The organism is Chloroflexota bacterium (assembly GCA_016875875.1).
Classification (GTDB): Bacteria; Chloroflexota; Dehalococcoidia; order GIF9; family UBA5629; genus 9FT-COMBO-48-23.
On the sequence record VGOP01000001.1, the window covers coordinates 15,366 to 42,176 of the forward strand.

Annotated in this window: 28 protein-coding genes and 1 other RNA gene; 13 read left to right on the top strand and 16 right to left on the bottom strand. The window is 49.1% G+C overall.

The window, feature by feature from the left end:
* Window positions 1-318: 318 nt before the first annotated feature.
* Complete coding sequence (locus FJ023_00065; GenBank protein MBM4445741.1) at window positions 319-846, top strand: PadR family transcriptional regulator; 528 nt, start codon at window positions 319-321, stop codon at window positions 844-846.
* A 1-nt stretch (window position 847) separates the two neighbouring features.
* Window positions 848-1,066, top strand: coding sequence for a hypothetical protein (locus FJ023_00070; GenBank protein ID MBM4445742.1), 219 nt, complete (start codon window positions 848-850; stop codon window positions 1,064-1,066).
* Between the two features lie 416 nt (window positions 1,067-1,482).
* Here FJ023_00070 and FJ023_00075 read toward each other — a convergent pair whose 3' ends face one another.
* From FJ023_00075 to pdxS, 8 genes are all read right to left on the bottom strand, one after another.
* Entirely contained in the window at window positions 1,483-2,424 is a 942-nt protein-coding gene (locus tag FJ023_00075) for a DUF5050 domain-containing protein (GenBank protein MBM4445743.1), read from the bottom strand.
* A 305-nt stretch (window positions 2,425-2,729) separates the two neighbouring features.
* Entirely contained in the window at window positions 2,730-3,089 is a 360-nt protein-coding gene (locus FJ023_00080; protein ID MBM4445744.1) for a YraN family protein, read from the bottom strand.
* Window positions 3,086-3,739: a ribonuclease HII gene (locus FJ023_00085; protein ID MBM4445745.1), complete on the bottom strand. Its 654-nt coding sequence runs from the start codon at window positions 3,737-3,739 to the stop codon at window positions 3,086-3,088. Before FJ023_00085 ends, FJ023_00080 begins: the two co-directional genes overlap by 4 nt.
* Window positions 3,729-4,793 carry a tRNA 2-thiouridine(34) synthase MnmA gene (gene mnmA, locus FJ023_00090; GenBank protein ID MBM4445746.1) on the bottom strand — a complete coding sequence of 355 codons (1,065 nt, stop codon included), beginning with the start codon at window positions 4,791-4,793 and terminating at the stop codon, window positions 3,729-3,731. The genes FJ023_00085 and mnmA overlap by 11 nt, the downstream gene beginning before the upstream one ends.
* The gene (tmk, locus tag FJ023_00095; protein ID MBM4445747.1) at window positions 4,786-5,424 is read right to left on the bottom strand and encodes a dTMP kinase; all 639 of its coding nucleotides are present in this window, start codon (window positions 5,422-5,424) and stop codon (window positions 4,786-4,788) included. Before tmk ends, mnmA begins: the two co-directional genes overlap by 8 nt.
* Window positions 5,425-5,456: 32 nt before the next feature.
* Window positions 5,457-6,953, bottom strand: a complete 1,497-nt coding sequence (locus tag FJ023_00100; protein MBM4445748.1) for an AAA family ATPase — start codon at window positions 6,951-6,953, stop codon at window positions 5,457-5,459.
* Complete coding sequence (gene pdxT, locus FJ023_00105; GenBank protein ID MBM4445749.1) at window positions 6,934-7,527, bottom strand: pyridoxal 5'-phosphate synthase glutaminase subunit PdxT; 594 nt, start codon at window positions 7,525-7,527, stop codon at window positions 6,934-6,936. The genes FJ023_00100 and pdxT overlap by 20 nt, the downstream gene beginning before the upstream one ends.
* 1 nt (window position 7,528) lies before the next feature.
* Window positions 7,529-8,410 (bottom strand): pyridoxal 5'-phosphate synthase lyase subunit PdxS, encoded by an 882-nt coding sequence (pdxS, locus tag FJ023_00110; GenBank protein ID MBM4445750.1) that lies wholly within the window; start codon window positions 8,408-8,410, stop codon window positions 7,529-7,531.
* Window positions 8,411-8,594: 184 nt separating this feature from the next.
* Between pdxS and FJ023_00115 the strand changes: the two genes are divergently transcribed.
* Together FJ023_00115 and tsaD are read left to right on the top strand one after the other, a co-directional pair.
* Window positions 8,595-9,461: an IS1595 family transposase gene (locus FJ023_00115; protein ID MBM4445751.1), complete on the top strand. Its 867-nt coding sequence runs from the start codon at window positions 8,595-8,597 to the stop codon at window positions 9,459-9,461.
* Window positions 9,462-10,116: 655 nt separating this feature from the next.
* A complete protein-coding gene (gene tsaD / locus FJ023_00120) occupies window positions 10,117-11,103 on the top strand; it encodes a tRNA (adenosine(37)-N6)-threonylcarbamoyltransferase complex transferase subunit TsaD (protein MBM4445752.1) in 987 nt (328 codons plus the stop codon).
* Here the strand turns inward: tsaD and FJ023_00125 are convergent.
* Window positions 11,090-12,412, bottom strand: coding sequence for a DUF2851 family protein (locus FJ023_00125; GenBank protein MBM4445753.1), 1,323 nt, complete (start codon window positions 12,410-12,412; stop codon window positions 11,090-11,092). The genes tsaD and FJ023_00125 overlap by 14 nt on opposite strands.
* 85 nt (window positions 12,413-12,497) lie before the next feature.
* Window positions 12,498-12,737 (bottom strand): helix-turn-helix transcriptional regulator, encoded by a 240-nt coding sequence (locus tag FJ023_00130; protein ID MBM4445754.1) that lies wholly within the window; start codon window positions 12,735-12,737, stop codon window positions 12,498-12,500.
* Window positions 12,738-12,914: 177 nt separating this feature from the next.
* On the opposite strand from FJ023_00130, the gene FJ023_00135 reads away from it, so the two are divergent.
* Complete coding sequence (locus tag FJ023_00135; GenBank protein MBM4445755.1) at window positions 12,915-13,214, top strand: co-chaperone GroES; 300 nt, start codon at window positions 12,915-12,917, stop codon at window positions 13,212-13,214.
* Window positions 13,215-13,249: 35 nt separating this feature from the next.
* Complete coding sequence (gene groL, locus FJ023_00140; GenBank protein MBM4445756.1) at window positions 13,250-14,860, top strand: chaperonin GroEL; 1,611 nt, start codon at window positions 13,250-13,252, stop codon at window positions 14,858-14,860.
* 66 nt (window positions 14,861-14,926) lie between these two features.
* On the opposite strand, the gene FJ023_00145 is transcribed toward groL, so the two are convergent.
* Entirely contained in the window at window positions 14,927-16,189 is a 1,263-nt protein-coding gene (locus tag FJ023_00145; GenBank protein MBM4445757.1) for an insulinase family protein, read from the bottom strand.
* Between the two features lie 135 nt (window positions 16,190-16,324).
* Here FJ023_00145 and FJ023_00150 point away from each other — a divergent pair, with 135 nt between their 5' ends.
* The 7 genes from FJ023_00150 (at window position 16,325) to FJ023_00180 (ending at window position 20,928) form a co-directional block, all read left to right on the top strand.
* A complete protein-coding gene (locus FJ023_00150; protein ID MBM4445758.1) occupies window positions 16,325-16,909 on the top strand; it encodes a biotin transporter BioY in 585 nt (194 codons plus the stop codon).
* Between the two features lie 23 nt (window positions 16,910-16,932).
* Window positions 16,933-17,592 (top strand): MBL fold metallo-hydrolase, encoded by a 660-nt coding sequence (locus FJ023_00155; protein ID MBM4445759.1) that lies wholly within the window; start codon window positions 16,933-16,935, stop codon window positions 17,590-17,592.
* Between the two features lie 54 nt (window positions 17,593-17,646).
* Window positions 17,647-18,342 carry a hypothetical protein gene (locus FJ023_00160; GenBank protein ID MBM4445760.1) on the top strand — a complete coding sequence of 232 codons (696 nt, stop codon included), beginning with the start codon at window positions 17,647-17,649 and terminating at the stop codon, window positions 18,340-18,342.
* Window positions 18,343-18,408: 66 nt separating this feature from the next.
* Complete coding sequence (locus FJ023_00165; GenBank protein ID MBM4445761.1) at window positions 18,409-18,813, top strand: ribonuclease HI family protein; 405 nt, start codon at window positions 18,409-18,411, stop codon at window positions 18,811-18,813.
* 50 nt (window positions 18,814-18,863) lie between these two features.
* An RNA gene (gene rnpB, locus FJ023_00170) (RNase P RNA component class A) lies at window positions 18,864-19,225 on the top strand.
* A 140-nt stretch (window positions 19,226-19,365) separates the two neighbouring features.
* Entirely contained in the window at window positions 19,366-19,596 is a 231-nt protein-coding gene (locus FJ023_00175) for a hypothetical protein (protein MBM4445762.1), read from the top strand.
* Between the two features lie 84 nt (window positions 19,597-19,680).
* A complete protein-coding gene (locus FJ023_00180) occupies window positions 19,681-20,928 on the top strand; it encodes a S41 family peptidase (protein MBM4445763.1) in 1,248 nt (415 codons plus the stop codon).
* Between the two features lie 2 nt (window positions 20,929-20,930).
* Here FJ023_00180 and hisB read toward each other — a convergent pair whose 3' ends face one another.
* The 5 genes from hisB to FJ023_00205 are packed head-to-tail and all read right to left on the bottom strand — an operon-like array spanning window position 20,931 to window position 26,660.
* Window positions 20,931-21,521 carry an imidazoleglycerol-phosphate dehydratase HisB gene (gene hisB, locus FJ023_00185; GenBank protein MBM4445764.1) on the bottom strand — a complete coding sequence of 197 codons (591 nt, stop codon included), beginning with the start codon at window positions 21,519-21,521 and terminating at the stop codon, window positions 20,931-20,933.
* A 39-nt stretch (window positions 21,522-21,560) separates the two neighbouring features.
* Complete coding sequence (gene hisC, locus FJ023_00190) at window positions 21,561-22,655, bottom strand: histidinol-phosphate transaminase (GenBank protein MBM4445765.1); 1,095 nt, start codon at window positions 22,653-22,655, stop codon at window positions 21,561-21,563.
* A 19-nt stretch (window positions 22,656-22,674) separates the two neighbouring features.
* Entirely contained in the window at window positions 22,675-23,982 is a 1,308-nt protein-coding gene (gene hisD / locus FJ023_00195; GenBank protein MBM4445766.1) for a histidinol dehydrogenase, read from the bottom strand.
* On the bottom strand, window positions 23,969-25,531 hold the full coding sequence (gene hisG / locus FJ023_00200) for an ATP phosphoribosyltransferase (GenBank protein MBM4445767.1): 1,563 nt from the start codon (window positions 25,529-25,531) through the stop codon (window positions 23,969-23,971). Before hisG ends, hisD begins: the two co-directional genes overlap by 14 nt.
* Window positions 25,422-26,660 carry an ATP phosphoribosyltransferase regulatory subunit gene (locus FJ023_00205; GenBank protein MBM4445768.1) on the bottom strand — a complete coding sequence of 413 codons (1,239 nt, stop codon included), beginning with the start codon at window positions 26,658-26,660 and terminating at the stop codon, window positions 25,422-25,424. Before FJ023_00205 ends, hisG begins: the two co-directional genes overlap by 110 nt.
* Window positions 26,661-26,811 lie beyond the last annotated feature (151 nt).

Sequence of the window (26,811 nt, forward strand, 5' to 3'; positions counted from 1 at the left end):
TTTTTTTAAGGCTAATATAAGGATAGCATCTGGATGTTAAAATCTTATTAAGATCTCACAGGGTGCTGCGGGATGGCTCACTGAGGGTTGTTGACTGGTTTAACTAACGACGTTCTGAATTAGCTCAATGCGTGTGGGTTTTGCGTTGTGGCGAGCTTCAGTACCTCGGTGCCAATATCTTTTTTGAACACCCCTCTAGAAAACTTTAAAAAGTTACAAAAATCACCTAAAACCCCTTGACAAGTACATTCCGAGCAGTCTATAATATATCAAGATATATCGTGATAATACTGGATATATCATAATTTAAAGGAGGTGATGGACATGTTTAGAGACAGGTTTTACAGAGGCGAGCGATTTTTCCGCGGATTCGGCCGGGAAAGTCCCTTTAGCAAGGGCGATTTGAAATATGTGATTCTCGACCTGCTGAAAGAGAAGTCGAGGTACGGGTACGAGATCATACGTGCTCTCGAGGAGCGCTCACATGGATTTTACACGCCGAGTCCCGGAGTGGTCTATCCAACCCTGCAGATGCTGGAAGAAATGGGCTACGCCAGCGCCAAGGAACGGGATGGGAAGAAGGTCTATACCATAACCAAGGAGGGTACTAAGTTCCTGTCGGAGCAGAAAGACTTCACCGACGAAGTCAAGAGCCACATGAGGCGTCATTGGAACCCCGAAAACATTGGCGTGTTTATGGAGATGATGGGCGAGTTCGGCGAACTGGCGAGAATGATGGGCCGCCGGGCACGGCGTGTAGCCCCCGATAAAATGAAGCGCATACGCGAGGTGATTTCGCGTGCTTCCCAGGAAATCAAAACTATATTGGAAGAAAAGGAGGACTGAAATGGGTTACTTTAGAATACTGGCAGCTATTCCCGGTTTTTTTCTGAGTTCGTTGTTCTTAATGCTTCTCTGGGGCGTTATCGCTCCAAAGCTCGGCTGGCAGGGTATAGATTATCCCATGGCTATGCTGATTACCATCACGCTGTGGATAGCGGTGGCGCCTCTGGCGGCAGCGGCTGGTAGAGCTAGTATAAGAAAATGGAATCGTCATAGCCGTTAATTCTGGCTGATGGCATTCTCGATGAGTTCGATACGGCTGGCCTTGCCGTTCTGGTCGAGCTCGACGGCGACGAAGTTTATGCGCCAGGTCATGACCATTCGGGCTCTAGATTGTCCCTTGGATTATCTGTCAGTTTTGTGGGTTTAGATGGGGCACTGATATCCCGCAAGTAGACATCATAGCTCATGCCACCAATTTTGGATTGATATGCTATTTTTAGGCCCGCTGTTATCGTTTTTGAAACTGTTTGCTTGCTGAACATCCACACTTTGTGGTGATTGCGCACAATTAACATTGTGAATATAAGCAGAGACAAAGTCGGGCTTATTAGCAAGAATAATGATGACTTGATTCTATGTTACCTCTACATATTATTTTGGTAACTAAAATAGAAAATCGATAGTCCTCTAATATCGTTATGGTTGCCAGACTGGGTCCCGGTAATTACTGGACGACGTGCTGGTGATTTTAATTGGTTTGGAGCCATTGGAATTCATGATGTAAAAATCACCATCTCCTTCTCGGTTTGAGTAGAACAGGACCCTTTTTCCATCCGATGACCATGAAGGGGAAGAATCCCATTGGGGATTGTTAGTGATGTTCGTCTGCTTGGAACCATCAGCATTCATTGTATATATTTCCCAATTACCATCACGGTCCGAGACGAAAGCAAGCATCTTTCCGTCAGGCGACCATCTGGGTAGGCTATCTTTTGCATTAGGGGTATTGGTTAAATTAACCTGGCTTGTTCCATCAGCATTCATTATATATATTTCCCGATTGCCATCACGTTCCGAGACGAAGGCAACTTTGTTGCCATCTGGAGACCAACGCGGGTAGTCATCATAAGCAGAATTATCGGTAAGACGAATGGCTTCGGTGCCGTCAGCGTTCATGGTATATATTTCCCAACTGCCACTGAACTCGGATGAAAAAACAATTTTTTTACCGTCGGGTGACCATGAAGGACTCGCCGAGCTGAATCCTATTCTGGAAGGGATCTTGACAGAGGCGTATAATGCTTTGGCACATATTCTAACTTTCTCATTTGTACCGTCAGTATCTATGACGCAAATACCTTCATACCTCTCAGATGTGAAAGCAATTTTTTTACCGTCAGGTGACCATGCAGGTTCGGTAGAGCCAAGGTGTGTATCATCTTTGGTGATCTGCAAAGGCTGCCCCAGTCCATCTTCATCCATTATATAAATATTGTTATACTTATCCTTATAAGCGTAAGCTATCTTTTTCCCAGCAGGCGAAGACGTCATGCCAGCGCAACTAATGCCTGCGCCTACTATTATTAATATGATAAGGACGATGCCCACAGCATGAACTGAAAAAATGCTTTTTCTCATTATTCCTGCCTCCTCCAATCCAATTATTGTATTGTTAGGAGATTTATGGGGATGCTATTGATTGTTTACCTTCTCATTTTATCATTGGCCCGATAGAATTTCAATCGATTGTTAGGTGAGCCCTCTTGTTTACCTTTTTAGGAAAGCATGAATAAACTGAACGCTGCTAAAATCAAAAGCCAAAAATCAAAATGACAGATAAAAATGCAAAATGCTCCTGTTCTTTTAGCCGAACAGACTTGAAGTCGTCTCCCTACTTTTGACTTTTAACTTGTCTTTTTGCCTTTTGATGTTTTACTTTTGCATTAACTAATGGCGTTCTCGATTAGCTCAATGCGGGTGGCTTTGCCTTTCTGGTCGAGCTCGACGGCGACGAAGTCTATACGCCAGGACTCGGGTAGGTCTTGGTGGCTGTTGAGGTAGGTGAGGGCTGAGGCGATGAGTTTTTCTTTTTTGGCGAATGTCACCGATTCCTCAGGGCTGCCGAAACCGGAGCTGGTTTTGGTGCGGACTTCGACGAAAACGAGACAGCCTTTTTTCTGGGCGATGATGTCTATTTCGCCCTCGCGACAGCGGAAATTAGTCTCGCGAATCTTGTAGCCTTTCTTTTTGAGAAAGTCCTTAGCCAGCTTTTCGCCGGTGTCGCCGAGTTCCTTGCGTTTCATTTTGTTTGTGCTGCCTCTCTTACCGGGGCGAAGGAATGGCGGTGGATGGGTGAAGGGCCGTGCTGGCGCAGGCAGGATACATGATGTTTTGTGCCGTAGCCCTTGTGGAGGGCTAAGCCGTAGCCGGGGTGAAGATGGTCAAGCTCCACCATAATGCGGTCTCGGGTGACCTTAGCGATAATCGAGGCACAGGCGATGGTGAGGCATAATTTGTCGCCCCGGATTATCGGCTTTTGGGAGATACGAAGCTGAGGCAGACGCAGGTAATCTATGAGCAGGAAGTCTGGCGGGCAGGCTAGCTGCTCGATGGCATGGCACATGGCAATCTTGGTGGCGTTGAGAATGCCGATGACATCGATGGTTTGAGGGGCGATTATGCCGACGCCGATGGCTACGGATTCTTGCTTTATCAGGTCGAAAAGGTACTCGCGCTTGGCGGGAAGTATCTCTTTGCTGTCTCGAACTGATTTTAGCCAGAGGAAGTTGGGAGATTGGGGCAGAATCACGGCGGCGGCGACGACAGGGCCGGCTAAGGCGCCACGTCCGGCTTCATCCACGCCGGCGATGAAGCGATAACCTTTGACGCTAAGCCCATTCTCTTCAACGAGGCTCGGAGGCTCAAATACAGGTTTATTGCCTTTAGTTTGCAATGGTGCCACCGCCTAGAACTTCGTTATCTTGGTAGAAAACCACGGCTTGCCCCGGAGTGACGGCAGGTTGTGGCTGACGGAAACTAACTTCGACTGAGTCAGGCCCGGGACGAATGGTGGCAGCTACCTCCGGTGACCGGTAGCGTATTTTAACAGTTAACGTCATCGGTTTGGGTGGGGTCTTGCCGGATATCCAGCTCACCTCTGTGGAGGTAAGCCGTGGGCAGTAAAGGTCTTCTTTGGAGCCAACGATTAGCTGATTTTTATCAGGTTCTATTTTTGTTACGTATAATGGTTCGGCAGTGGCAAGCCCCAGGCCATGTCGCTGCCCCACGGTATAAAAGACGGTACCTTTATGTCTGCCCAGCACTTCACCTCGGCTGTTGACGATTTCACCCGGGGTGGGGGTGAACTGTTGGCTTAGGAAAGCACCGTAGTCCGAGGCGATGAAGCAAATGTCCTGGCTGCTGGGTTTACCTGCGGTGGGTAAGCCATTCTGCCGTGCCAGCTCTCGGATGTCGGCTTTCAGATAATTCCCCAGAGGAAAGAGTATGCGGCTTAGCTTTTCCTGTCCCAAAGTGTATAGCATGTAAGACTGGTCTTTATCAGGGTCGATGCCCTTTAGCAGGTGGTAGGCATCGTTACAGTATTCGATTCTGGCGTAGTGGCCGGAAGCTAAGTAGTCGGCGTCGAGAGAAAGAGCGTGGTCGAGGAGGAAGCCGAATTTTATGTGCCGATTGCAGGCAATGCACGGGTTCGGAGTCCGACCTTCAGCGTATTCCTGGCAGAAGTAGTCGATTACATATTGCTTGAACTCTTTCTCCAGATTGATGGCATGAAAGGGTATGCCGAGAGTCTGGCAGATGTGTTCAGCATCGTGGATATTCGATGTTGATGGGCAGGGATGCCGCTGTTTGCCCGGCAGTGGTTCCTCTTCAGGCCACAGGCGCATGGTCAGGCCGATGACTTCATGGCGGGCTTCCTTGAGAAATAGAGCCGCCGTTGAGGAATCAACGCCGCCGCTTAAGGCTACAGCTACGCGTTTCTTAGACATGCTTCGAGACTTTTTCTGCCTGAAGTAGACGGTTAATCCTGTCCCAGATAATTGTACCAATTCTGGCTCTGGGCAAGGTAGCATCTATCACCAGCCAGCGTTCTGGCTCCTTGGCGGCTAACTTCAGGTAGCCATCTCTTACTTTGTTGTGAAAGGCGATGTCTTCGGACTCGAAGCGGTCATTCATCTTTGATTGCTTGCGGCTCAGTCCCTTCTGGGTGGGGATGTCCAGAAATATGGTGAGGTCGGGCTTTATTCCTTGTGTAGCTAAATCGTTAGTCTTTTCGATGGTCTCCAGGTCCAGTCCGCGGCCATAGCCCTGATAGGCTGCAGTGGAATCAGAGAAGCGGTCGCAGATAACCACTTCGCCTTGTTGCAGGCTGGGGCGAATCACTTCTGTAACCAGTTGTATGCGGCAGGCGGCAAACAGAAACAGCTCGGCTAGGGGAGAGATTTTATCCTGGCGTTTTCTTTTGAGTATGCGCCTGAGCTGGTTGCCTAAAGCTGTGCCACCGGGCTCGTGTGTCAGCTTTGCGGGTATGCCCAGTCGAACGAGTTTTCTCCACAGGGCTCTGGCCTGCGTGCTCTTGCCGCAGCCTTCACTGCCCTCAAAGGTGATAAATAGACTCAAGAGTTCACTATCCTATGGCAAAATAAAGGCTTTTAGCCTTTGATAATCTGCACTCTTCTTTTGGGCTCTTTGCCCAGGCTGTGAGAAGTCAGGCTATGGCGTTCGGCCAGGAGATGCTGCAGACGACGAATGTAGGCATTTTGAGGGCTCAGTTCTACAGGCCCCTTGCCTTCTTTCACCTGGGTAATCGCCTGCTCGGCCTCTTCGATGGCGGAATTTATGGGTACGTCTTTATGTGGCGAGTAGATAGTGTCAAGGCATTGTCTTAACTGGGGAAGATTGTTGCTTTTCACAGCGTAGATGGGAATGCCAGCTATCTCGGCATCTATTAGCTTCTGCGGCTTGCGGCGATAGTAGTTCTTGGTGGTAAGCAAAAGATTGCTTCCTGTAAGTTCATTGGTAAGCTCTAGGTTAATTCCTTTTTCCTTGGCGGCTTCTTCCAGCTTAGAACGGTTGAGGCCGAAAAGGTATATGCGAAATCCCTCTCTTTTTGGTGCTGGCTCCCTCTTGTCTAGTATGTGGGAAGTTGTTGCCTTATCCTTTCTCACTTCGCCATTTTCATCAAGCCAGCGGATTTCGGTTTCCTGAGGCCTGCGGTGGAGGATAGCATCTACGGCCTGACCTACATCCGAGTGGACAATTACCCGGTCTCGTTCCTGAATTTCGACGACTATATCGAAGGTGGGTGGCGCCTTGCGCTCTAAGATTGATTTCTGGGTGTGCCGCCGCCGCGCCTCTTCATCTCCTAGGGTCACTGTTTGAATGCCGCCGATGAGGTCGGACAGGGTAGGGTTCATCATTAAGTTCTCTAAGGTATTTCCATGGGCGGTGCCTATTAATTGGACACCACGCTCGGCGATGGTTCGGGCAGCTTCAGCTTCCAGACTGGTGCCTATTTCATCGATGATGATTATCTCGGGCATGTGGTTTTCCACGGCTTCAATCATCACCGCGTGTTGCATAGTCGGTGTTGGCACCTGCATCCGCCGCGTGTGTCCTATGGCGGGATGGGGTATATCGCCGTCACCGGCGATTTCATTGGACGTGTCAACGACGATCACCCGTTTTCTAAAGTCATCAGCCAGGACTCGAGCTACCTCACGCAGCATGGTTGTTTTGCCGATACCAGGTCGGCCTAGGAGCAGCACGCTTTTGCCTGACTCGACAAGGTCCTGGATGATTTTCACCGTGCCGAAGACAGCTCTGCCTACGCGGCAGGTCAAGCCTACGATTCGCCCTTCACGATTGCGTATAGCTGAAATGCGGTGTAGCGTGCGCTCGATGCCAGCGCGGTTGTCGCCGCTAAAGCTGCCGATGCCAGAGACTACGTGCTCGATATCTGAGTCTGTGACCTCTGTGGGGTTGAGGATTACCTCCTTGTGTGGATAGCGGGCTTCAGGAGGACGACCGAGGTCTAAAACTACCTCAAGTAATTCACTGTTTTCAGGTTGTGCAAGAAGTGCCTGGCGGATGTGTTGTGGCAGGACACCAAGCAGGGCGTCTAAATCATCAGCGATTACTTTTTGCAAATAGCTTCTCCTTGACGAGGTCGAGGAAGTATCTGTGGAACCTCAAGTCATCGGTCAGTTCCGGATGGAAGGCACAGGCGAGTAGCTTACCTTGCCTGACAGCTACCGGCTTGCCATTTAATTGACATAATACTTCAACTCCACGTTCAGCTTTTTGGATTATCGGGGCTCTGATGAAAATGCCGTGGAAAGTCCCGTTGTCCAGGGCTGGTATCTTCAGGTCGGCTTCAAAGCTATCTACCTGCCTGCCGAAGGCATTACGCTCCACCTCTATGTCCATGACCCCGATAGGCTCCATTTCTAAATTGGGCACTTTTTTGGCTAGAAGCACCAAACCGGCGCAAGTGCCGAAGATGGGAAAACTTTTTTTGGCGAGCTTGCGTATCGGCTCCAGCAAACCGTAGTCTGACAGTAGTTTACTGATGGTAGTGCTTTCTCCACCGGGGATGACCAGTGCATCCAGGCCATTGAGCTCTGGGGGCAAGCGTACGGGGACGGCTTCTGCGTTTAAAGCGGATAGCATCTGTATATGTTCAGTCACAGCTCCCTGCAGAGCCAGGACACCGATTTTCACTCTACCAGCCTCTGGTGGCCAATAATTCTTCCGGCGGGATGGTCTTTATGTCCAGCCCGGGCATGGCTGTGCCGAGGGCTTTGGATACCTCGGCGATGACTGCCGGGTCCTGGTAATGTGTGGTCGCTTTAACAACGGCTTTAGCTCTCGTCGCCGGGTCGCTGGACTTAAAAATACCTGAACCGACGAAGACGCCCTCGGCCCCCAGTTGCATCATCAGCGCGGCATCGGCCGGTGTGGCTACACCGCCAGCGGCAAAGTTGACCACCGGTAGTTTCCCCGTTTTGTGTATTTCCAACACCAGCTCGAGGGGAGCACCCAGGTTTTTAGCTTCAGTGGTAAGTTCATCAATGGGCAAGGCTTGCAGCCGGCGAATGCCGTCGTGAACTGCCCGCATGTGTCTTACGGCTTCAACGATGTTGCCAGTACCGGCCTCGCCTTTGGTGCGAATCATGGCGGCACCTTCAGCGATGCGGCGTAGGGCTTCGCCTAAATCGCGGCAGCCGCAGACAAAGGGGACCTTGAAATCGTGTTTCCAGATATGATGGCTTTCGTCGGCAGGTGTGAGCACCTCAGATTCGTCGATGAAGTCGACTCCCAGCGCCTCCAGCACCTGGGCCTCGACAAAATGTCCGATGCGGCATTTGGCCATCACCGGGATGCTTACCGCTTCCATTATGGCCTTGATTATCGTCGGGTCAGCCATACGGGCAACACCACCGGCAGCCCGGATGTCTGCCGGCACCCGCTCCAGTGCCATGACGGCGCAGGCTCCAGCGTCTTCAGCGATTTTGGCATGCTCCGCTGTGACCACATCCATGATGACACCGCCCTTGAGCATCTGGGCTAAACCTGATTTAACTTTCCAAGTACCTGTGTCCATTTTCCCCGTTTACATAAGTGTTTTTATTATTTTACACTGGTTCGGTCTTCGTAGCAAATGGAAGTAGCTGCCCTTTTTCGACTATTCGATTTCGTTCTCAATCTCCTATATTAAAATTACGTGATTATCCCTTGACATGCAGTACCTTTTGTGCTATAATGTATTCAGATAAGGGGTGATTACGATGAGAAAAAGGGAGTTCACAGCCAAAAACCTTGAGAGGATGTTTCCAGACGACAACGCCTGCCTTGAATGGTTGGTAAGCCAACGCTACCCTAACGGCATTGAGTGTCCTGTTTGCAAGAAAGTCACCAAGCATCACAAGTATAAGAGCCGATATGTCTATGCTTGTGACCAATGCGGGCATCACGTATCGCCACTTGCTAGCACAATCTTCCATAAGTCGCCCACACCCCTTAAGATATGGTTTGACGCCATACATGAAATAGCCACAACACGGACTGGCTTTTCGGCTAAGGCTTTTCAGCGAAAGCATGAGGTAACTTACAAGACGGCATGGAGAATATTCAAGCAAGTCCGCAAACTTCTTAATGAAACCCCTATAATTCTGGACAATGAGGTTGAGGTTGACGAAACCTATGTCGGCGGGAAGGCTCACGGCAAGCGTGGGCGTGGTGCAGAAAACAAGACCGCCGTAATCGGCATCGCCCAACGGCGGGGCAGGATAGTCACCAAGGTTGTCGCCGATGTCAAGAGGTCTACGGTCATGCCTTTTATCGCTCGGAATGTAGCCCAGAGAGCCATCGTCTACACAGACGAATACCATGTCTATGACACGGTTGACAGGCTCGGCATGAGGCACGAATCGGTCAACCACGCTGATAAGGTCTACGCCAACGGCAGGGTGCATACCAACACCATCGAGAGTTTTTGGAGTTTGACCAAGCGTGGCATAAGCGGTGTTTATCATGCTGTCAGCCCTAAATATCTCCAGTCTTACCTGAACGAGTACGCTTTTCGACACAACCATCGGAAAGACGAGACTCCGATGTTTGTCCTGATGCTGAATCGGATTGTCGCCAGTCTTTGACAGGCTGCGCAGCCTTGCTGAGAATAGCTAGGAACTGGTCTTTAGTGATTTTGCGTTTGATTATCTTGCGTTGTCGTCTCATTTGTATTCCGCCTGTTATTTATTAGACGTTCAATATTTGTCGATAATCTATCCAAAGATGCAGTTAACGCCTTATTTGTTGCCATTTGCTCATTTTGTAAGGTTCTCTCACGAGAACGTTGGTTATTGTTAGCCCTCATAAGAAATGTAGTTATTGCAGCTACTACTCCTGCTAACATAGCAAACTCCAATGGTAATACCCACCATTTAACCCCCATATTGTTGCGACCCTGTTCCCAATGAATGTCCCAAAGAGATACGACAGCCCCATATGTAAAATCCAAGAAGTGTCTTCCAAGTATGTCGGTAATCCACCCAGCCAAAAGTGTGAGGAATATGATGATTGTCTGGAAATACGCAGAGGTTGGCAAGATTGGGAAAATTGAATGCCACCAGTTTCTAATTTTGGTTCTGCACATATACCACCATTATATACCTTTCCCTGTATAAAATGGTATACTTTGGCAGGGGAAATTCCCAAAGATTGCATACTGCACAAGGGGGTATACTGTCGTAAAATTATAGCATCTATCAGTGATAAAGCGAATTTCGAACTTATGTTATAATCCTGAGTATGAAAATTCTGGGAGTTGAGAGCTCTTGTGATGAGACCGCGGCAGCGGTAGTTGAGGATGGAGTTAGCATTCTATCGGACGTCGTCGCCTCTCAGGTGGATATACACAGTCGCTATGGCGGCATCGTGCCCGAGGTAGCTTCGAGGCAGCATGTGCTTACAGTCCTGCCGGTGGTGGAAAGCGCTATGGCCGAGGCGAAAGCCACCTGGAAGGATATAAAGGCCATTGCCGTAACCATGGGCCCTGGTCTGGCAGGCTCGCTTCTGGTCGGGGTGAATGTAGCTAAAGCTATCGCCTTAGCTTACGGCCTGCCCCTCATTGGTATAAATCATCTTGAAAGCCATATCTACGCCAACTGGTTGAGTGGGGGTAAGCCTGTTTTCACTTGTCTCTGCCTTATCGTTTCCGGGGGGCATAGCGATCTGGTGCTGATGAGTGGGCATGGACAGTTTGAGAAGCTGGGACGGACGAGAGATGATGCTGCCGGCGAGGCCTTCGATAAGGCAGCTAGAATTTTGGACCTGGGTTATCCTGGCGGTCCGGCTATAGAGAAGGCAGCCAGAGACAGGCCGGCATCGTTTCCTTTGCCCCGGGCATGGCTTAAGGGCAGCGATGATTTCAGCTTCAGCGGATTGAAGACAGCTTTGCTCCATCTGGTCAGAGATAATGATTTTTCGGACTCTTCTCGGGTAGCAGAGGCGGCGGCCAGCTTTCAACAGGCCGTGGTTGACGTGCTGACCACCAAAACGATACAGGCTGCGGAGAGGCTGGACGTCAAGCAGATACTGTTATCCGGCGGTGTGGCGGCTAATCAAGCTCTCCGTGACAGTTTTATCTCCAATTCACCTGTGCCGGTGCTTATACCACCTCCGGGCTTGTGTACCGATAATGCGGCGATGGTTGCTGCTTGCGGCTACTATCGCTACCAGTCGGGCAAAATCGATGGCTATGATATAGATGTGCTACCCAGCCTCAGCCTCGGTTAAAAGCTACAGTACACTCAGCGCAATTTCGGAGACGGCAATAGGTCTTGAAGATATGAATCAGCCCCTGCTGCTGGCAGGCAGAAAGGCGGGCATCCGGCTTGAGAAGTAACTGCTGTTTCATATGCCGAGTTAGCTCGTTGTCTGCCGGGCTGGGATAGCGGCGGTAAATTTCAGCAGCTTTTTTCTTCAGCTTCAGTTCAGAATTCAGCTCACCCCAGGCGCAGGCGAAGGGCAGTATGGTATTTATAACTATTTCTGAAGCTTTCTCTCGGCCGATAATGGCCGAGCTTCTTTTCTGGGCGATGCCGAAATCGAAGTGGTTTCTCCAGTAGCCCTGGCCGTCAATGACTAAGCCGTTTATCAGCCAGCCATGTTCAGTTCCCTGAGGCGCCTTCTTTGCTAGTTCGAGTATTCCTCGGAGGAGCCCCGTTTGGTGATAACGGGCCAGGAGGTAGCTCAGGGCAACAAGGCGACGAGTGGGGAAGTTGTCCGGTCTCACTCTGAAGAAGCACCAGTCATCTTTCTTCATGGTTTGGGTGATGACGAGGGAGCGCCATATCCTTTCCAGTTTATCTGTCTCCATGTCTTCAATTGACCTTTTCCGCTGAGAAGGCAGTAGTCCGGCGGTCCCCAGAATCAAAGCTTGCCTGCTGGTATCGCTCTCCGGTTCGGCTCTCTCCAAAAAACTTAGAGATAACCTGTTGGCCAGTTCCTCGCAGGGCTCAGCATTCTGGGCATAGCCCAGAGCTCTGGCTATGCCGCGAAATAGCACCTGCCCCGCCTTCTCTTTATTCAGAGCTTTGCAGGACAGACTTACTTTGGCGGCGAACCTTTCCTCGCCGGCGATAGTAAGCAGTTTATTTAAGCGCTCTGTATTTGAGTGCTGGCTGACTTTGGGGCAAGAGGTTAGATAATAACCAGACAGGTTGGCTAGATTGTCTAACTCGTCTAACGGACTGCTGAAGAAAGAATTCAGGCTGATTGTAGGAATGGCTTTGCCATTTTGCATTAAGGTGTGAGATTGGCTATCGTGCCACCATACGATATGCAAGGCTATATTATTATATTTAGGGTCTTGGTGATGACCGTGGCTATACCACTGGCTGGACTTAACATGAATCTCGATGTCCCCGTTCATTATGTGGCCGTTGAGGGCGAAAACGGCATCTTTGAAATCACAGCCACTGGTGTTACTGACTCTGCCGGGATATATTGCCTGAAATGGCTCACCATCATCGGTAACCAGGCTTTTTACTAGATGGCACTGCCAGAGGCGGGCAATGAGCTTTTCTGAAACCTGTGTTTTCATCTTGTTGCACGTTTACGTGTAGTTATAAGCAAAAAATTAAGGCAACTATCCCCCCTAGCAGGTAGTAGTGTCTATCTGTTTACATTTAATCATGTGCCTCTTTTTTGGCGTTTGGCTTATATTTGAAGCCAGAACGCTCGGCGATCAGGGTAAGCAAAGTGGCCGAGGTTCCTCGCGGTTTATACATTCCGGTTTCCCACTCGCTGATCGTCTGCTGGCGGGTGCCCAGCTCATCGGCTAGTTTGGCTTGGGTTAGCCTCAAGTGTTGCCGCAACGCCAGAATGCGTTGCCTATTCCAATCAACCTTTTTTCGTTTCTGAGCCATGTTTTTATTTTACACGTTATAGTGTGAAAAATCAAGGAGTCTAAAGCTCATTTGTCGATGACCGGGGGCAAGAATTATAATCCTGCCAGCCTAAACCACTTTACAAATGGATTTTTTTATGCTAATATAATTAGCACTCTAAGCCTAAGAGTGCTAAAATCTAAAAAGGAGGTAAAGATGGCGGTTAAACTTGAACCATTAGGAGACAGAGTTGTGGTAAAGCCGAGTCCGAAGGAGGAGGTTACCAAAGGTGGTATTGTTCTTCCAGACACTGTTAAGGAGAAGCCACAGGAAGGCAAGGTCATCGCTGTCGGTCCGGGCAGGATGACTGAAGATGGCAAACGCATAGCCATGGATGTGAAGGTCGGTGATATAGTGATTTATGCCAAATACGGCGGCACCGAAATTAAGGAAGATGATGAGGAACTTATTATCCTCAGGGAAAGCGATATTTTAGCCAAGAAAAGTTCTAAATAGAAAAGTTTATAAAGATAAACAGGAGGTTTTAACAGATGGCAAAACAAATTCTTTATGGTGAAGAGGCAAGGCGAGCCTTAAAAGCTGGCATTGATGCCCTGGCCAATGCGGTTAAGGTCACTCTGGGGCCTCGGGGGCGCCCTGTAGCCTTGGACAGGAAGTTCGGCGCACCTAATGTTATTAACGACGGCGTTTCTATTGCCAAGGATATCGAGCTTCCCGACCCATTCGAGAATATGGGAGCGCAACTGGTTAAGGAAGCAGCAATTAAGACAAATGATAAGTGCGGCGATGGCACCACTACGGCCACTGTGCTAGCTCAGGCAATTGTAACCGGTGGTTTCAAGAATATAGCTGCCGGGTCTGATGCTATGGCTCTCAAGCGCGGAGTCGAGAAAGGCGTGGAGGCTGTTGTTGAGGAGCTGAAGAAGATGTCGACCCCGGTGACCACAAAGGAGCAGGTGGCGCAGGTGGCGACGATATCAGCTGCCGATTCTGAGGTAGGCAACCTCATCGCTGAGGTGATGGAGAAGGTAGGCAAGGACGGAGTAATTACTGTTGAGGAATCAAAGGGTTTGCTTTTTGAGACAGAGTATGTCGAGGGTATGGAATTCGACCGCGGCTACATAAGTCCTTACTTCATCACCAATGCTGAGCTGATGAAAACAGAGCTTGAAGACCCCTATATACTGATTACCGACAAGAAGATCTCAGCTATAGCTGAACTTCTGCCGGTTCTGGAGAAGATACTTCAGGTTTCCAAGAACTTTGTAATTATCGCTGAGGATGTAGAGGGTGAAGCACTGGCTACTTTGGTGGTCAACAAGTTGAGGGGCACTCTCAACTGTCTGGCGGTCAAAGCGCCGGGCTTTGGAGACAGGCGCAAGGCGATGCTTGAGGATATAGCCATTCTAACCGGGGGCAAGGTTATCTCCGAGGAGATAGGGCGGAAGCTGGATTCAACGACGGTGGCTGACCTTGGCCGAGCTCGTAAAATGGTCGCAGACAAGGACAATACCACCATAGTCGAAGGCAAGGGTTCTGAAGAGGCTATTCAGGCTCGTATCAAGCAGATAAAGGCACAGGTAGATGAGACAACCTCAGACTATGACAAAGAGAAGCTTCAGGAAAGATTAGCCAAGTTAGCCGGTGGCGTAGCAGTAATTAAAGTGGGAGCTGCCACTGAGGTTGAACTTAAGGAGAAGAAGCACAGGGTTGAGGATGCCCTTTCGGCAACCAGAGCTGCAGTCGAGGAAGGCATTCTGCCTGGTGGTGGCGTTGCCTTGATCAATGCCAGTCCGGTTCTGGATAAGGTCAAGGCTGAGGGCGATGAGGCCATCGGTATTGCCATTCTCAAGCGAGCCTTTGAGGAGCCGCTCCGCTGGATTGCCGAAAATGCCGGACAGGAAGGCTCGGTGGTAGTGGATAAGGTCAAACGCAGCAAGAAGGGCGTTGGCTATGATGCCTTAAAAGATGAGTTCGGCGATATGGTAGCCAAAGGTATAATCGACCCGCTTAAGGTCACCAGAACCGGTCTGGAGAATGCTTCCAGTATTGCCAATATGATACTGACCACTGAATCTCTGGTAACCGATATCCCCGAAAAAGAAAAGACCCCACCGATGCCGCCCATGCCTGAGTACTAGAAGGGGATAGAAAGCTGTAAAAAGAGCCGCCTCAACAGGGGCGGCTCTTTATTTGAAGCAAAGTCGTTAAAGCTTGAGCAGCTTGGCTAAGGGTTTTTCTTCTTTGACTGGCCCTACGATAGCCAAATTCAGCTTTTCGCTGGTCAGGAGTTGCTGTGCCACTCGCTTAAGGTCTTCGATAGTAACAGCTTCGACCAGTGATATCACCTCATCTGCGGTAAGGATGCGGTTGGTGAGTAGCTCTTGAGCTCCCAGCCAGGCAGCGACATTCCGACTGTTCTCCAGGCCCAGCAATAATCTTCCTTTAGCTATCTCCTTAGCCTTATTGATTTCGGACTCAGAGATTTGCTCCTTGAGCTTGGCAACCTGGTCGATAATCGCCTTTAATGCATCTTCCGTTCGGCTGGGGTCGACCCCTGCGTGGATGACGACAGCGCCTGAATCGGCAAAGTGGTCGGTATAGCTGTGAATGTCATAGGCAAGCCCTTGTTGCTCTCTGATCTCGTTGAAGAGGCGGCTGCTCATACCTTCACCGAGTATTGTGCTAAGCAGGTCAACGGCATAGCGGTCGGCGTGGAAGAAAGATAGCCCAGGAACGCCTAAGCAAAGATGAGCCTGTTCAATTTCTCGAAACTCAATCTGTAATCTGGGCATCTCTTGATTGCCCTTATAGGGAAAGCCTGTCAGTACCTTGTTAGGTTTCCACTCGCCTAGAGTCTGGCTGACTGCGTCATGCACTTGCTTCTGTTCGATATCGCCAGCTACAGCGACCACTGTGGTATTTGGCAGATAATGTGCGGAGAAAAAGTCAAGCATCTGTTGGCGGGTTAGAGATGCGACTGTTTCCTTACTTCCAGCGATGTCACGTCCTAGTGGTTCACCGGGCCACAGTAGCTCATCTATCAGCATAGCCACCCGCTGTCTCGGTGAGTCAAGGCTCATGTTTATTTCCTCGATGATTATCTGGCGCTCTCGGTCAATGTCTGTGGCGTCAAAGCGGGAGTGTCGCAGCAGGTCGATGAGGATATCCAGAGCCAAGAGAAAATGCTCGCTGGTTACCCGACACCAGAAGGTGGTCAGTTCTTTATCGGTGCCACCATTGATCATGCCACCAACGCTTTCGATAGCTTCGCTGATTTCCTTGGAGCTATGGCGCTTTTCGGTACCTTTAAAGCAGATGTGCTCGATGAAGTGAGAGATGCCGGCTTCGGTATCAGTCTCATAGCAAGAGCCGGCGCCTATAAAAAAGACCACGGAGACGGAACGAGTATGAGGCATTTCGCTGGTGAGAAGGCGTAAACCATTATCCAGGGTAACTTTTTCGTGCATGATGTCAGAATTTTACCCGCTACCAACGCCTGGCGTCAATGCAGTCGCTGGGATACACTTGGTAGCTGTTGACCTTCCTCTGATTCATTGCTATACTTTAACTTTGGTCAATGATAGTAAGGAGGCATGAATAGGATGAAAACGTCAACCGCTCGGCTCACCTTTATGGATGTTGCTTTACCTAGAACTGGTTTTCTTTGGGATGTGGTCTTGGTGGTTGGTTTTGCTTGCTTAACTGCTGCCTTTGCCCAGATAAGTTTCTGGATCGGTCCGGTGCCTATTACGGGACAGACCCTTGCTGTTCTTTTAGCCGGTGCTCTTCTGGGAAGCCGGCGGGGAGCATTGAGCCAGCTCAGCTATCTGGCTGTGGGGGCTACAGGGATTCCATATTGGTTCGCCTTAGGTGGACCTCTGGGCATCGCTCGTTTGATTGGCCCTACTGGCGGTTATCTGATGGGCTTTGTGGCAGCCGCTTTTCTTGTCGGCTGGCTGGCTGAAAGAGGCTGGGACCGACGTGTATGGACGGCAATTCCAGCTATGCTTGGCGGTAGTGTTGTTATCTATATCTTCGGACTGTCCTGGCTAGCCCATTTCGTTTCTGAAGGCACTTTGCTCCAGACTGGGCTTTATCCCTTCATAGTCGGCGATTTGATAAAGGTGGCTGTGGCCGCTTTATTTTTACCTTCAGGGTGGTTACTTCTGAGACGATTTATGACTTGAAGGCTTTACCTCTTTTTTGACTAATTCTCATTGAGGTCGTTGCTTTGGACATCACTTGGTTAGGTCATTCTTGTTTTCGCATCAAGGGTAAGGAAGCTACAGTTATTACTGACCCGTACCATCCGAGCTTGGGTTATTCCTTAAGTAAACTCCAGGCTAACATAGTGACCTTGAGCCACTTCCATCCCGGCCATTGCTACACTGAAGCTATCACCAGCGATTTCAAAGAGATTAAAGGGCCCGGTGAATATGAGCTGGGAGGCACGTTTATTACCGGTCTCGCTACCTGGCACGATGCTGTCCAGGGTCAGAAGCTGGGCAAGAACACTGTCTATCTCTTGGAAATGGATGGGATGGCGTTATGTCATTTAGGCGACCTTGGCCATTTGCTGGCATCTGAATTTATAGAAGACATGGATGATATCGATGTGTTGTTTTTGCCTGTGGGTGGTGTGTCTACCATAGGTGGCTCGACGGGTGCTGAGATAGTAAGGCGTTTGACGCCCAAGGTTGTTATTCCTATGCACTACAAGACGGTGGCATTGGCCAAAGAGCTTGAGCCGGTGGATAAGTTCCTGAAAGAAGTGGGAATAAAGGAATCAGTCTCTCAAGCTAAGCTCTCGGTCACCCGGTCAACCCTGCCGACGAGCACTCAGGTGATAATCCTCGATTATCCTCATTAGCCAGCCTCTCCTCTTTGACAGGCTTTATACTTCTCCCGTAGAATTAGCCTGGTTATGAAGTTAGCCAAGCGACTCTATGATTTACAGCAAATCGACCTGGACATTCAGGGGGAACAAGAGGTTTTAGATGACATCAATCGCCAGCTAGGTGAGAGCGAAGTTTTGCTTAAGGCTAAGGCTGAGCTTATAGCTGAACAGAAGCATCTGGCTGAGATGGAAAAGCAGCAGCGTGATATGGAGTGGGAGGTTGAAAATCTGAGAGGAAGCATCGCGCAGGTGAATGATAAGCTTTACGGCGGTGCAACCAAGAACCCAAAAGAGCTGGTCAGCCTTGAGAAAGAGGTGGAGATTTTCAAGGCTAAATTGAGGCAGAAGGAAGATAACCTGCTGGATTTAATGGCTGAGATAGAGACGTTACAGGGCAAGATAAAGTCAGGTAACGAACGACTTAAGAAGTTAGAGGCAGAATGGCAGCAGGAACAAGCTGCCTTGACTCAAAAACAGGCTAAGGTGAGAAAGCGGCTCTCCGACCTCAGTCAGAAACGGCAGGTGCTAGGCTCGGAAATTGCTCAGCAAACGCTTGAGCTTTATGAGGGAATAAGGCTGAGGAAGGGGCAAGCGGTGGCTAAGGTAGAGCAGGGGAGATGCCATGGATGCCACCTTAACTTGTCAATGAACGAATTGCAGCGAGCCAGAGCCGGGACTTTAGCTCAGTGCAGTAGCTGTGGCAGGATACTCTATTTGGGCTAGTGTTTCGCCACCCGTGACCCTAAAGGGTCGCAGCTATTTAGGCTAGAAACCTTGTAAAGAAAGAGGATGCATCTTAATATCTATGCTGACGGAGCTTCTTGGGGCAATCCTGGCCCGGCAGCCGTAGGGGCTGTTATCAAGGATGAGAAGCAAAAAGAATTGGCTAAGATCTCTCAATACATTGGAGAGGCTACTAATAATCAAGCGGAGTATCAAGCGGTCATCATCGCTTTAAAGGCGGCCGCCAGGTTTAAAGCAACTGATGTCACGCTTTATCTGGATTCAGAATTAGTAGCTAGACAATTAGCCGGCAGTTACAAGGTGAGAAACCTTTTTCTCTTTCCTCTCTACAAAGAGGCTGTCGAGCTGTGCAAGAAGTTTGCCAATATATCTATTATCCACGTTGGGCACGATGGGAATGCTGAAGCCCATGCCTTGGCTAAAGCAGAATTAAAGAAATTTGTGAAATAGCATCTTAGATTTGACGGCCACTTAGCCAGGGTGTAAAGTGGATATTGGGCTAAGTAAACCGGGTGACCGCTCTGATTTGTAAGAATCAGGGAGGAAAGTCCGAGCTCCACCGGGCGGGGTGCTGGGTAACGCCCAGGAGGGGTGACCCTACGGAAAGTACCACAGAAACATACCGCTCTTTGTATTAAGAGTAAGGGTGAAATGGTGAGGTAAGAGCCCACCAGCAGCTAGGTGACTAGCTGGCTGGGTAAACCCCACTCGGAGCAAGACCAAATAGGGGGCGAAGGGGATGCCCGGCCCTAACCCCGGGTTGGTCGCTTGACCTTGGTGGTAACATCAAGGCTAGATGGATGGTCACCGCTCCGAAGACTGCTTCGGGGTACAGAACTCGGCTTATAGGTTTACTTAGCCCTTTATCTTAATAAAATATATTGGCCTCTTGATTTCCAGCATTTTATCTCCTGAGCGGTCAAAAATTATAGATTCTTTATCCTTAGTCAACCTTGTATTAATAAACTTTTGCGGCTCTAGACCGTTTTCTTGTTAGCCACCATGAATTCCCTAGACCCTCAACTGCGCGATTTTATTTTGTTCTGTGTAGACAGGCGCGGTGCTGATTGGCCATCCCTTTATGATGAGATGGCAGGAGTGGCTGGACAGCACCTATTTAGAGGATTGGGCCGTGCCGAGCTTAAGCAACTGGGACTGTCTTTGGCCTTAGGCAGTCTGGACAAGACGCTTGAGCTGGTGAAACAAGCCATTGCTCAGGGCCAGCAAGCTTAACCTTCTTATTTCTTATTTCCCCCGTAAACTGCTACAATATCTGCCGTATTTCTGTATTATTTTCTGGATAAACGGAGGTAAATTATGCGCATAAAAAATGCCGGTCCTATGTCTGTGGCATTGGCTATTCTGTTGCTTATGTTGCCGATGTTGGGTGCTGGCTGTGACTTTATTAACGAGGAAGTCATCCCCACAATTAAATCTCCTGAAATAAATAACCCTCTTTCTTTTAATAATATAGGTGTTAAGAATATTGATGGTGAGCTGCCTCCTGAGTTTGATATTCTGGCTGAGGCCTGGAAACAGCTGTCTGAGGACTATGTGGATAAAAGCAAGCTAGACCCCACAAAGCTGAGCCAAGGTGCAGTCAAGGGCATGGTTGAGGCATTAGATGACCCGTATAGCGGTTATGTTGACCCTGAGAATAAGGAATTGGAGATGAGTACCTTTGAGGGGAAATTTGACGGTATTGGTGCTGTTATCAGCATGAAAGATAAACAGCTAACAATCGTGGCACCGATCGCTGATTCTCCTGCGGAGAAGGCGGGCATCAAAGCCGGAGACAAGATTTTGGAAATTGATGGTCAGTCTACTTCTAAGTTGACTCTGATTGAAGCAACTCTCAAAATTCGTGGACCGAAAGGCACTTCGGTTAAACTTCTTGTATTGCATGAGGGTGAGACCGAACCAGTGGAAATTCAGATAGTCCGTGGCGAGATAAAGGTAGAGAGCGTTTTCCTTGAGATGCGCGATGATATTGCCTACATCAGGCTTACCCAGTTCTTAAAATCTACCGGTGGTGAGTTACAAGGTGTTCTAAACGAAGCTATTGATAAGGGGGCTAAGGGCGTTGTCCTTGACCTTCGCAATAACCCCGGTGGCCTGCTTAATGCGGCTACTGAGGTTGCCAGTCAATTTCTGGCCATGGGAATGGTGGCTAAGGTTGTGGATGATGAAGGAAGGGAAAGTCCGGTGGCGGTGAAGAGAGGTGGCATAGCTACTTACCTGCCGCTTATCGTCTTGGTGAACAAGGGCAGCGCCAGTGGCAGTGAGATAGTGGCTGGTGCTCTTCAGGACTATGGACGGGCTAAGCTGGCTGGAAGCCAGACTTTTGGCAAGGGCAGTGTTCAGGTTGTCCGCGACCTCAGTGACGGCTCAGCGTTGCATATAACCGCTTATCGCTGGCTGACTCCGTTCGGTAGGCCAATAGACGGTGTTGGGCTGAAGCCCGACTTTGTACTTGAACTCGAAGATGAGGAGCTTGTGGATTGGGCGATTCAGTATCTGAAAGGTCAGATTAAAACCGAATTGCTGCCGGTTTTTGCAAGCTAACCCTAACTCTCGATAGTATCCTTGGTACTTGGTATCCTGCCGGTGATTCTTTCATCGAGGCGAGTTGCCGTATCAAGTGCCCTGGCCAGGGCTTTGAACAGAGCTTCGGCTTTGTGATGGTCATCAATACCGCTGAGGACTTTGGCGTGGATATTAAGCTTGGCTTCGGAGGCGAGAGAAACGAAGAAATGGCGAATTAGGTCAGCGGACATTTTTTCGATTCTGGTGCTGCTGAAAGAGGCTTCGAACGCTGCATAACCTCTGCCTCCGATGTCTAAGGCCACTATCGCTAAGGTATCATCCATCGGCACCACAGCGTGAGCCATCCTGACTATTCCGCTCCTGTCTCCCAGAGCTTGATTTAAAGCTTTGCCTAAAGAGATGGCTACATCTTCAACCACGTGATGCTGGTCAGCCCCTGTGGCTGAGAGCTTTATATCAAATATTCCGTGCTGCGCCAGTTGACTGAGCATGTGGTCGAAGAACCTGATTCCGGTGGTGATTTCGAATTGTCCTTTGCCATCGATGTTCAGCTCAACTTTGACGGAAGTCTCCTTGGTTTCCCTGGTCACTTTAGCTTTTCTTTCAGCCATGTTTTTAACCTCGTTTCATTTTCTGCGATGGTTGATACTTTACCCCGTTTGCTTTAATGCGGCAATCAATGCATCTGTATGTTCTGGCTTGCCCACGCTGATACGCAAGCAGTCCTTCAACTGCGGCGTATCGAAGTAGCGGACGAAAACCCCTTTCTTTTGCAGTCCTTTGTGTATTATCTTTGCCTTACCATTAAGCACTGAGCAAAGTATGAAGTTAGCTTGTGATGGATAGATTCTTAACCAGCCAAGCTGGCTGAGTTTGGTTAGCAGCCGTTCTCGCTCATCTATAATAGCGTTAATCGTGCCGCGCAGATAGCTCATGTCCTTCAGCGATGCTAATGCGGCTACTTGAGCCGCGGCGTTTACATTGTATGGTTGCTTTATTTTCATTAGATATTTGACCATATTGATCGGGAAAATGCCGTAGCCGACTCTTAGCCCGGCCAGTCCCGCCCATTTGCTGAAAGTACGAAGGACTATTAAATTTGAGTACTTTGGAACCAGAGGTGCCACCGTTACACCGCTGAACTCAAAGTAGGCTTCATCGATTACCACCACAATGGAATTATTCAAAAGCTCCAGAATTACCTGCTCAGGGGTTACATTACCCGACGGGTTATTTGGTGAGGCAATAAAAATTACCTTTGTTCGCTTATCTAAAGCTTCTTTTACCGAGGCAATGTCGATGGAGAAATCTTGCTTCCTTGATATACTGACCACTTTGCCACTGCAAACATCGGTGCTGAAAGGATACATACCAAAGGTCGGTGGGCAGTTGATTACCTTGTCTCCAGGTTCAATAAATAGACGCAGTACGAGGTCAATGAGCTCATCACTGCCGCTACCAGCCAGGATGTATTCCGAGTTTATTCCTGTGTACTCCTCCAGTGCTTTCCTTAGCTCCCTGTGCTCGGGGTCGGGATAGAGGTGATAGTAGGCATAATCGGCCATGGCCTGTTTTACCCTGGCTGAGCAGCCATACGGGTTTTCATTACCATCTAGTTTGATAACTTTTTCCTCGGGAATTTCGACACGCTGGCTCAAGACACCAGTCGGCTCAATGGGTGTATAGGCCTTCATGGCTTTGAGTTCAGGCCTCACTAATCCCTCGATATCGTCAGGTGACATCATTTCTGCTCTTCCCTGTTGGTTATAATCTTATCCTTATTGCCTGGGCATGACCCTTGAGTTCTTCAGCCTCAGCTATGGTTATGGCTGCTTGCCCCAGTTCTTTCCCGGCAGATTCATCTAAGGCGATAATATTGGTGATCTTAAGGAAATCCTCTACACCGAGCGGGGAGCTGAAATAAGCACTGCCTCCTGTGGGCAAGACATGGCTAGGTCCGGCGATATAATCACCGAGAGCTACCGGGGAACTACCGCCGATGAAGATACAGCCGGCATTGCGGATTTTCTGAATGTAACTGGCAGCGCCGCGTAGCATTAGGGAGACATGCTCCGGAGCATAGAGATTGACTAGTTCAATAGCTTCATCTGGAGTATCAACCAATACTATCATACCTCCGGATCTCAGAGCTTCTGCGGCAATGGTTTGCCGTTCCAATTTTTCCAATTGTTTCTTTATCTCGCTGTTAACAGCCTTAGCTAATTTGGATGAGGTGGTGATTAAGATTGCCGATGCCTGAGAGTCGTGTTCGGCTTGAGCTATAAGGTCGGCGGCACAAAAAGAGGCATTGGCAGTGTCATCGGCTGCAATTATTATCTCGCTGGGTCCAGGAAGGCTCTCTATGGCCACTGTCCCATAGACCATTCTCTTGGCTGCAACCACAAAAACGTTGCCTGGGCCACAAATCTTATCCACCTTCGGTACCGATTCGGTGCCAAAGGCCAAGGCGGCAATAGCTTGAGCCCCACCTATCTTAAATACGCGATTGACCTTGGCGATGTCAGCCGCTACCAGGGTCACTGGCGGAATTGTACCATCTTTCCTGGGTGGTGTAACTACAATGAGCTCTTTAACTCCGGCTATCCGGGCTGGAATGGCGGTCATCAGTACTGTAGATGGATAAGCAGCGGTGCCACCAGGCACATAAATGCCCACCCTGTTTAATGGGCTGATTTGCCGCCCCACGCCCTGGCTGAGGAAGCTAGATTCAAGCCTTTGCTTGCACATGGAATGAAACTGTTTTATTCTGTTCGCCGCCAGTTTCAGTGCTGACACTAGCTTCTTGTTCACCTCCTCATAGGCATCCGAAATCTCGTTTTTACTTACCTCCAATGAGCTGAGTTCAACTCCATCCAGTTTCTTGGTGTAGCTAAAAAGCGCTTTGTCACCCTTGCCCCGCACCTCAGCAAGTATGCGTTTTACTATATCCTCGGGCAAGGATTCTTCTCTTCTCGTCCTCGTTTTGGGCTTTGGGGGCAGTGGAAGCCCATAGGAGGGGACAGCTCTGGTCAATAGAGGCTTTGCCTTTTGAAAACCTTTAACTATTCTCATCGTAGTTGCCCTTGGCTGCCCGGCGAAAAATTTCAATCAGAGAGGCTATCCTCTCCTTTTTGGAGGGGGACTCAAGGCTGGTCTTGTTGCCGATAAGGCAGGCCGTCGATTGAAAAAGAGTGTCCATTATTTTGAGATTATGCTTGGCCAAGGTTTTTCCAGTCTGGGTGTTTTCTATAAGTAGGTCAGCGTCTTCAGGCAAGAAGGCTTCACTAGCTCCCCAGGTGGGAATCAGTTTATAGTGGCTGACATGGTTGTCACGAAGATACTTGTCAGCGGTATTTATGTATTCTGAGGCTACTCTAAGTGGTGATAACCTGTCATCCTGTATCTGCTTCAATTGTTCAATATTGGCCGCAGGCAAGTTCTGGCTGACTACTGCCACTACTTTTACCTCACCGAAGCCGAGGTTTGCAAGTTCTGTAACCGGACTTGAAGGAAAGCGACACAGATGGTCAAGTAGCCAGTCTTTGCCTGTTATAGCCAGGTCGAAATTTCCGTTGGCTACCTGAAGCGGCATATCCTGTGGCCTAATAACCTTAGCATTAATCCAATCAAGTTTGAAACGTGGGCGTCGCTCCAGACTATCTTCCGCATAGCCTTGTAGTTCCAGTTCAGCTTTGTTGAGTAGTTCTGATGTTGGTGGTTGTTGGTGTCCATCAGGCAGAGCCAGCCAGACCTTTTCTTGGCTAAAATCAGGGCGGAAATTATTGGAGCTTTTTGTCAATTCAGGTTTGATTTTTAGCCAGGGTTTGGTTTTCATCTCAAGACCTTGGCTGAAATAGGCTATTATCTGGCTAACGTCCTTGGTTTGCCAGCTCTCTCGATTGGCGATGAGAAAGGCATTGGAGGAGAGCAGAGTTTTGAGTGGTATTAAGCTCTGCGCTTTTATTTCCGATTCATCTTTTGCCCATAGCACAGCCAGGTCAGCATTCTCCGGTGGATAGGCTTCAGCGGCTCCCCATACTGGAAAGATTTTGAACCTCCTCAGCCTGAGATTCAAAGCTGCAATCTCTGCCAGATTGGGATATTCAGTTACTATACGCCAGCTATATTGCCCGGTTGACAAATCCTGGAGGCTGGATATGTTTCCGTAGCGACTGGCGGCCAGATAGAGATTTCCTTTGCCGTATTCCAAATCGGCTACCTTTAGTAGGGCGCTGGTCGGGTACTTAGCCAAAAGCTCTTCAATCCAGTCCAGGCTGCAGATGCCTAAATCATAATTGCCTACAGCTACCTGGATGGGGATGTCCTTTTCCTGGAATATCTTGGCTGAAAGATGAGGCAGCTTTGTTGATTTGAGTCGATAAACTCGTGTCCCTTGAGTATAGTCTTTGAATTCAAGCTCGGTTTCTTTTAATAGACAGGTGGTAGCTGGCAGAAGTCTTCCCTTGGGCAAAGCTATGTTAACGTAATCCGATTTGATTTCAGTTAACAAGTTACGTCGAGCCTCCGACCATTTTGATGGCGTCGGCAATAGAAGACGCCTCTTTCTTCTGGTTTCGGGTTTGGTCAATGATAGTAAAAGGCGATTGCTTTTCTGGAACAACGACTATCCAGCGCCGGTCCCACTGGCGGCCGCTGAAGTCAAGCTCAGTCACATATCCCGCCTGGCGCAACGCCTCGGCTAGTTGAAAGCTGGTTCTTATTGAGTCGGGCGTTGCCCTGTCGCATCTAATCAGTATTCCCTGTTCTGTGTTTCGTTTGATTTGGGGCTGAGTCAAAGTAACAAGTGGGTCAACATAGAGAGCGAAACCACAGGCTGGCGTGTCCTTCCCGCCTATCAGCGTGATGAGGTTGTCATATCTACCACCGCTGCCTATCTTTTCCCCCTTGGTTGAAAACTGGAAGCAAAGTCCGGTGTAATACTCGAAGCCTCGTGTGGATGTAACGTCAATCTGGTAGTTGCAGCCCAGGGCATCGAGGAGGTTGGCAATTTCAGCGAAGTTATTCAATGCAGATTTCACATTAACGGGAATCTGAGGCAGGGCCTTCAGGTTTTCCAGGAAACCGCTGGTTTTTCCCCTCAAATCGAGGAACAACGATATCAGCCTACCGATTTCAGAGTTCGTTGGTTTCGCCTTCGTCAGCACTTGCCAGTTGCCATCAAGAATCTGGTCCAGTAGCCTGACTTCTTCGTCGGGATTCAGTTTCAATTCATCGAGCAAAGCCTTCAGTACTCCAGCGTGAGATAATTGTATCTGAACATCGTTGGCACCCAGGTTGCGTAGAGTTTCAATAGCCAGCAGTATCAATTCTACGTCCGATGTCGGTTTATTGCTGCCTATAAGCTCCGCTCCACATTGCCACCGTTCCCTGTTCTCATTACCCGTCTCTTCGAAGGCGAAGACATTGGTGACATAGAAAAGTCTGGCTATTGCCTGTTGTGGCAAATTTTCAATGTAGAGCCTGGCGACAGGTATAGTGCCATCTGGTCTCAATACTACTCTTTCACCGCTCCAGCCATCCCAATCGAGAAAAGAATATACTTTGCTCAACATATTGGGAGTAAGTGTGCCAGCGGCCGTGAACAGGTGCAGATATTCCAGAGTTGGAGTCCGCACTTCCTGATAACCCCAACTGAGACACGACTTCCGAAAGACATCCTCTATGTAACGGAATACCTCTGTATCCTTGGGAAGCAAATCCCTAGCCCCTTTACATTTCTGGTTTGTCATAATTCTAAGCCCTAGCCAAGTTGACCTATTCTACACTAACGAGCTTTCTGCTTCAATTTAGGTTTGCCGTAAAGCGTCTGCCAATATTGATTGTCATTCTGAGCGCAGCGAAGAATCTCATGGCAGTCTCCCCACCGGGATTGCCACGGCT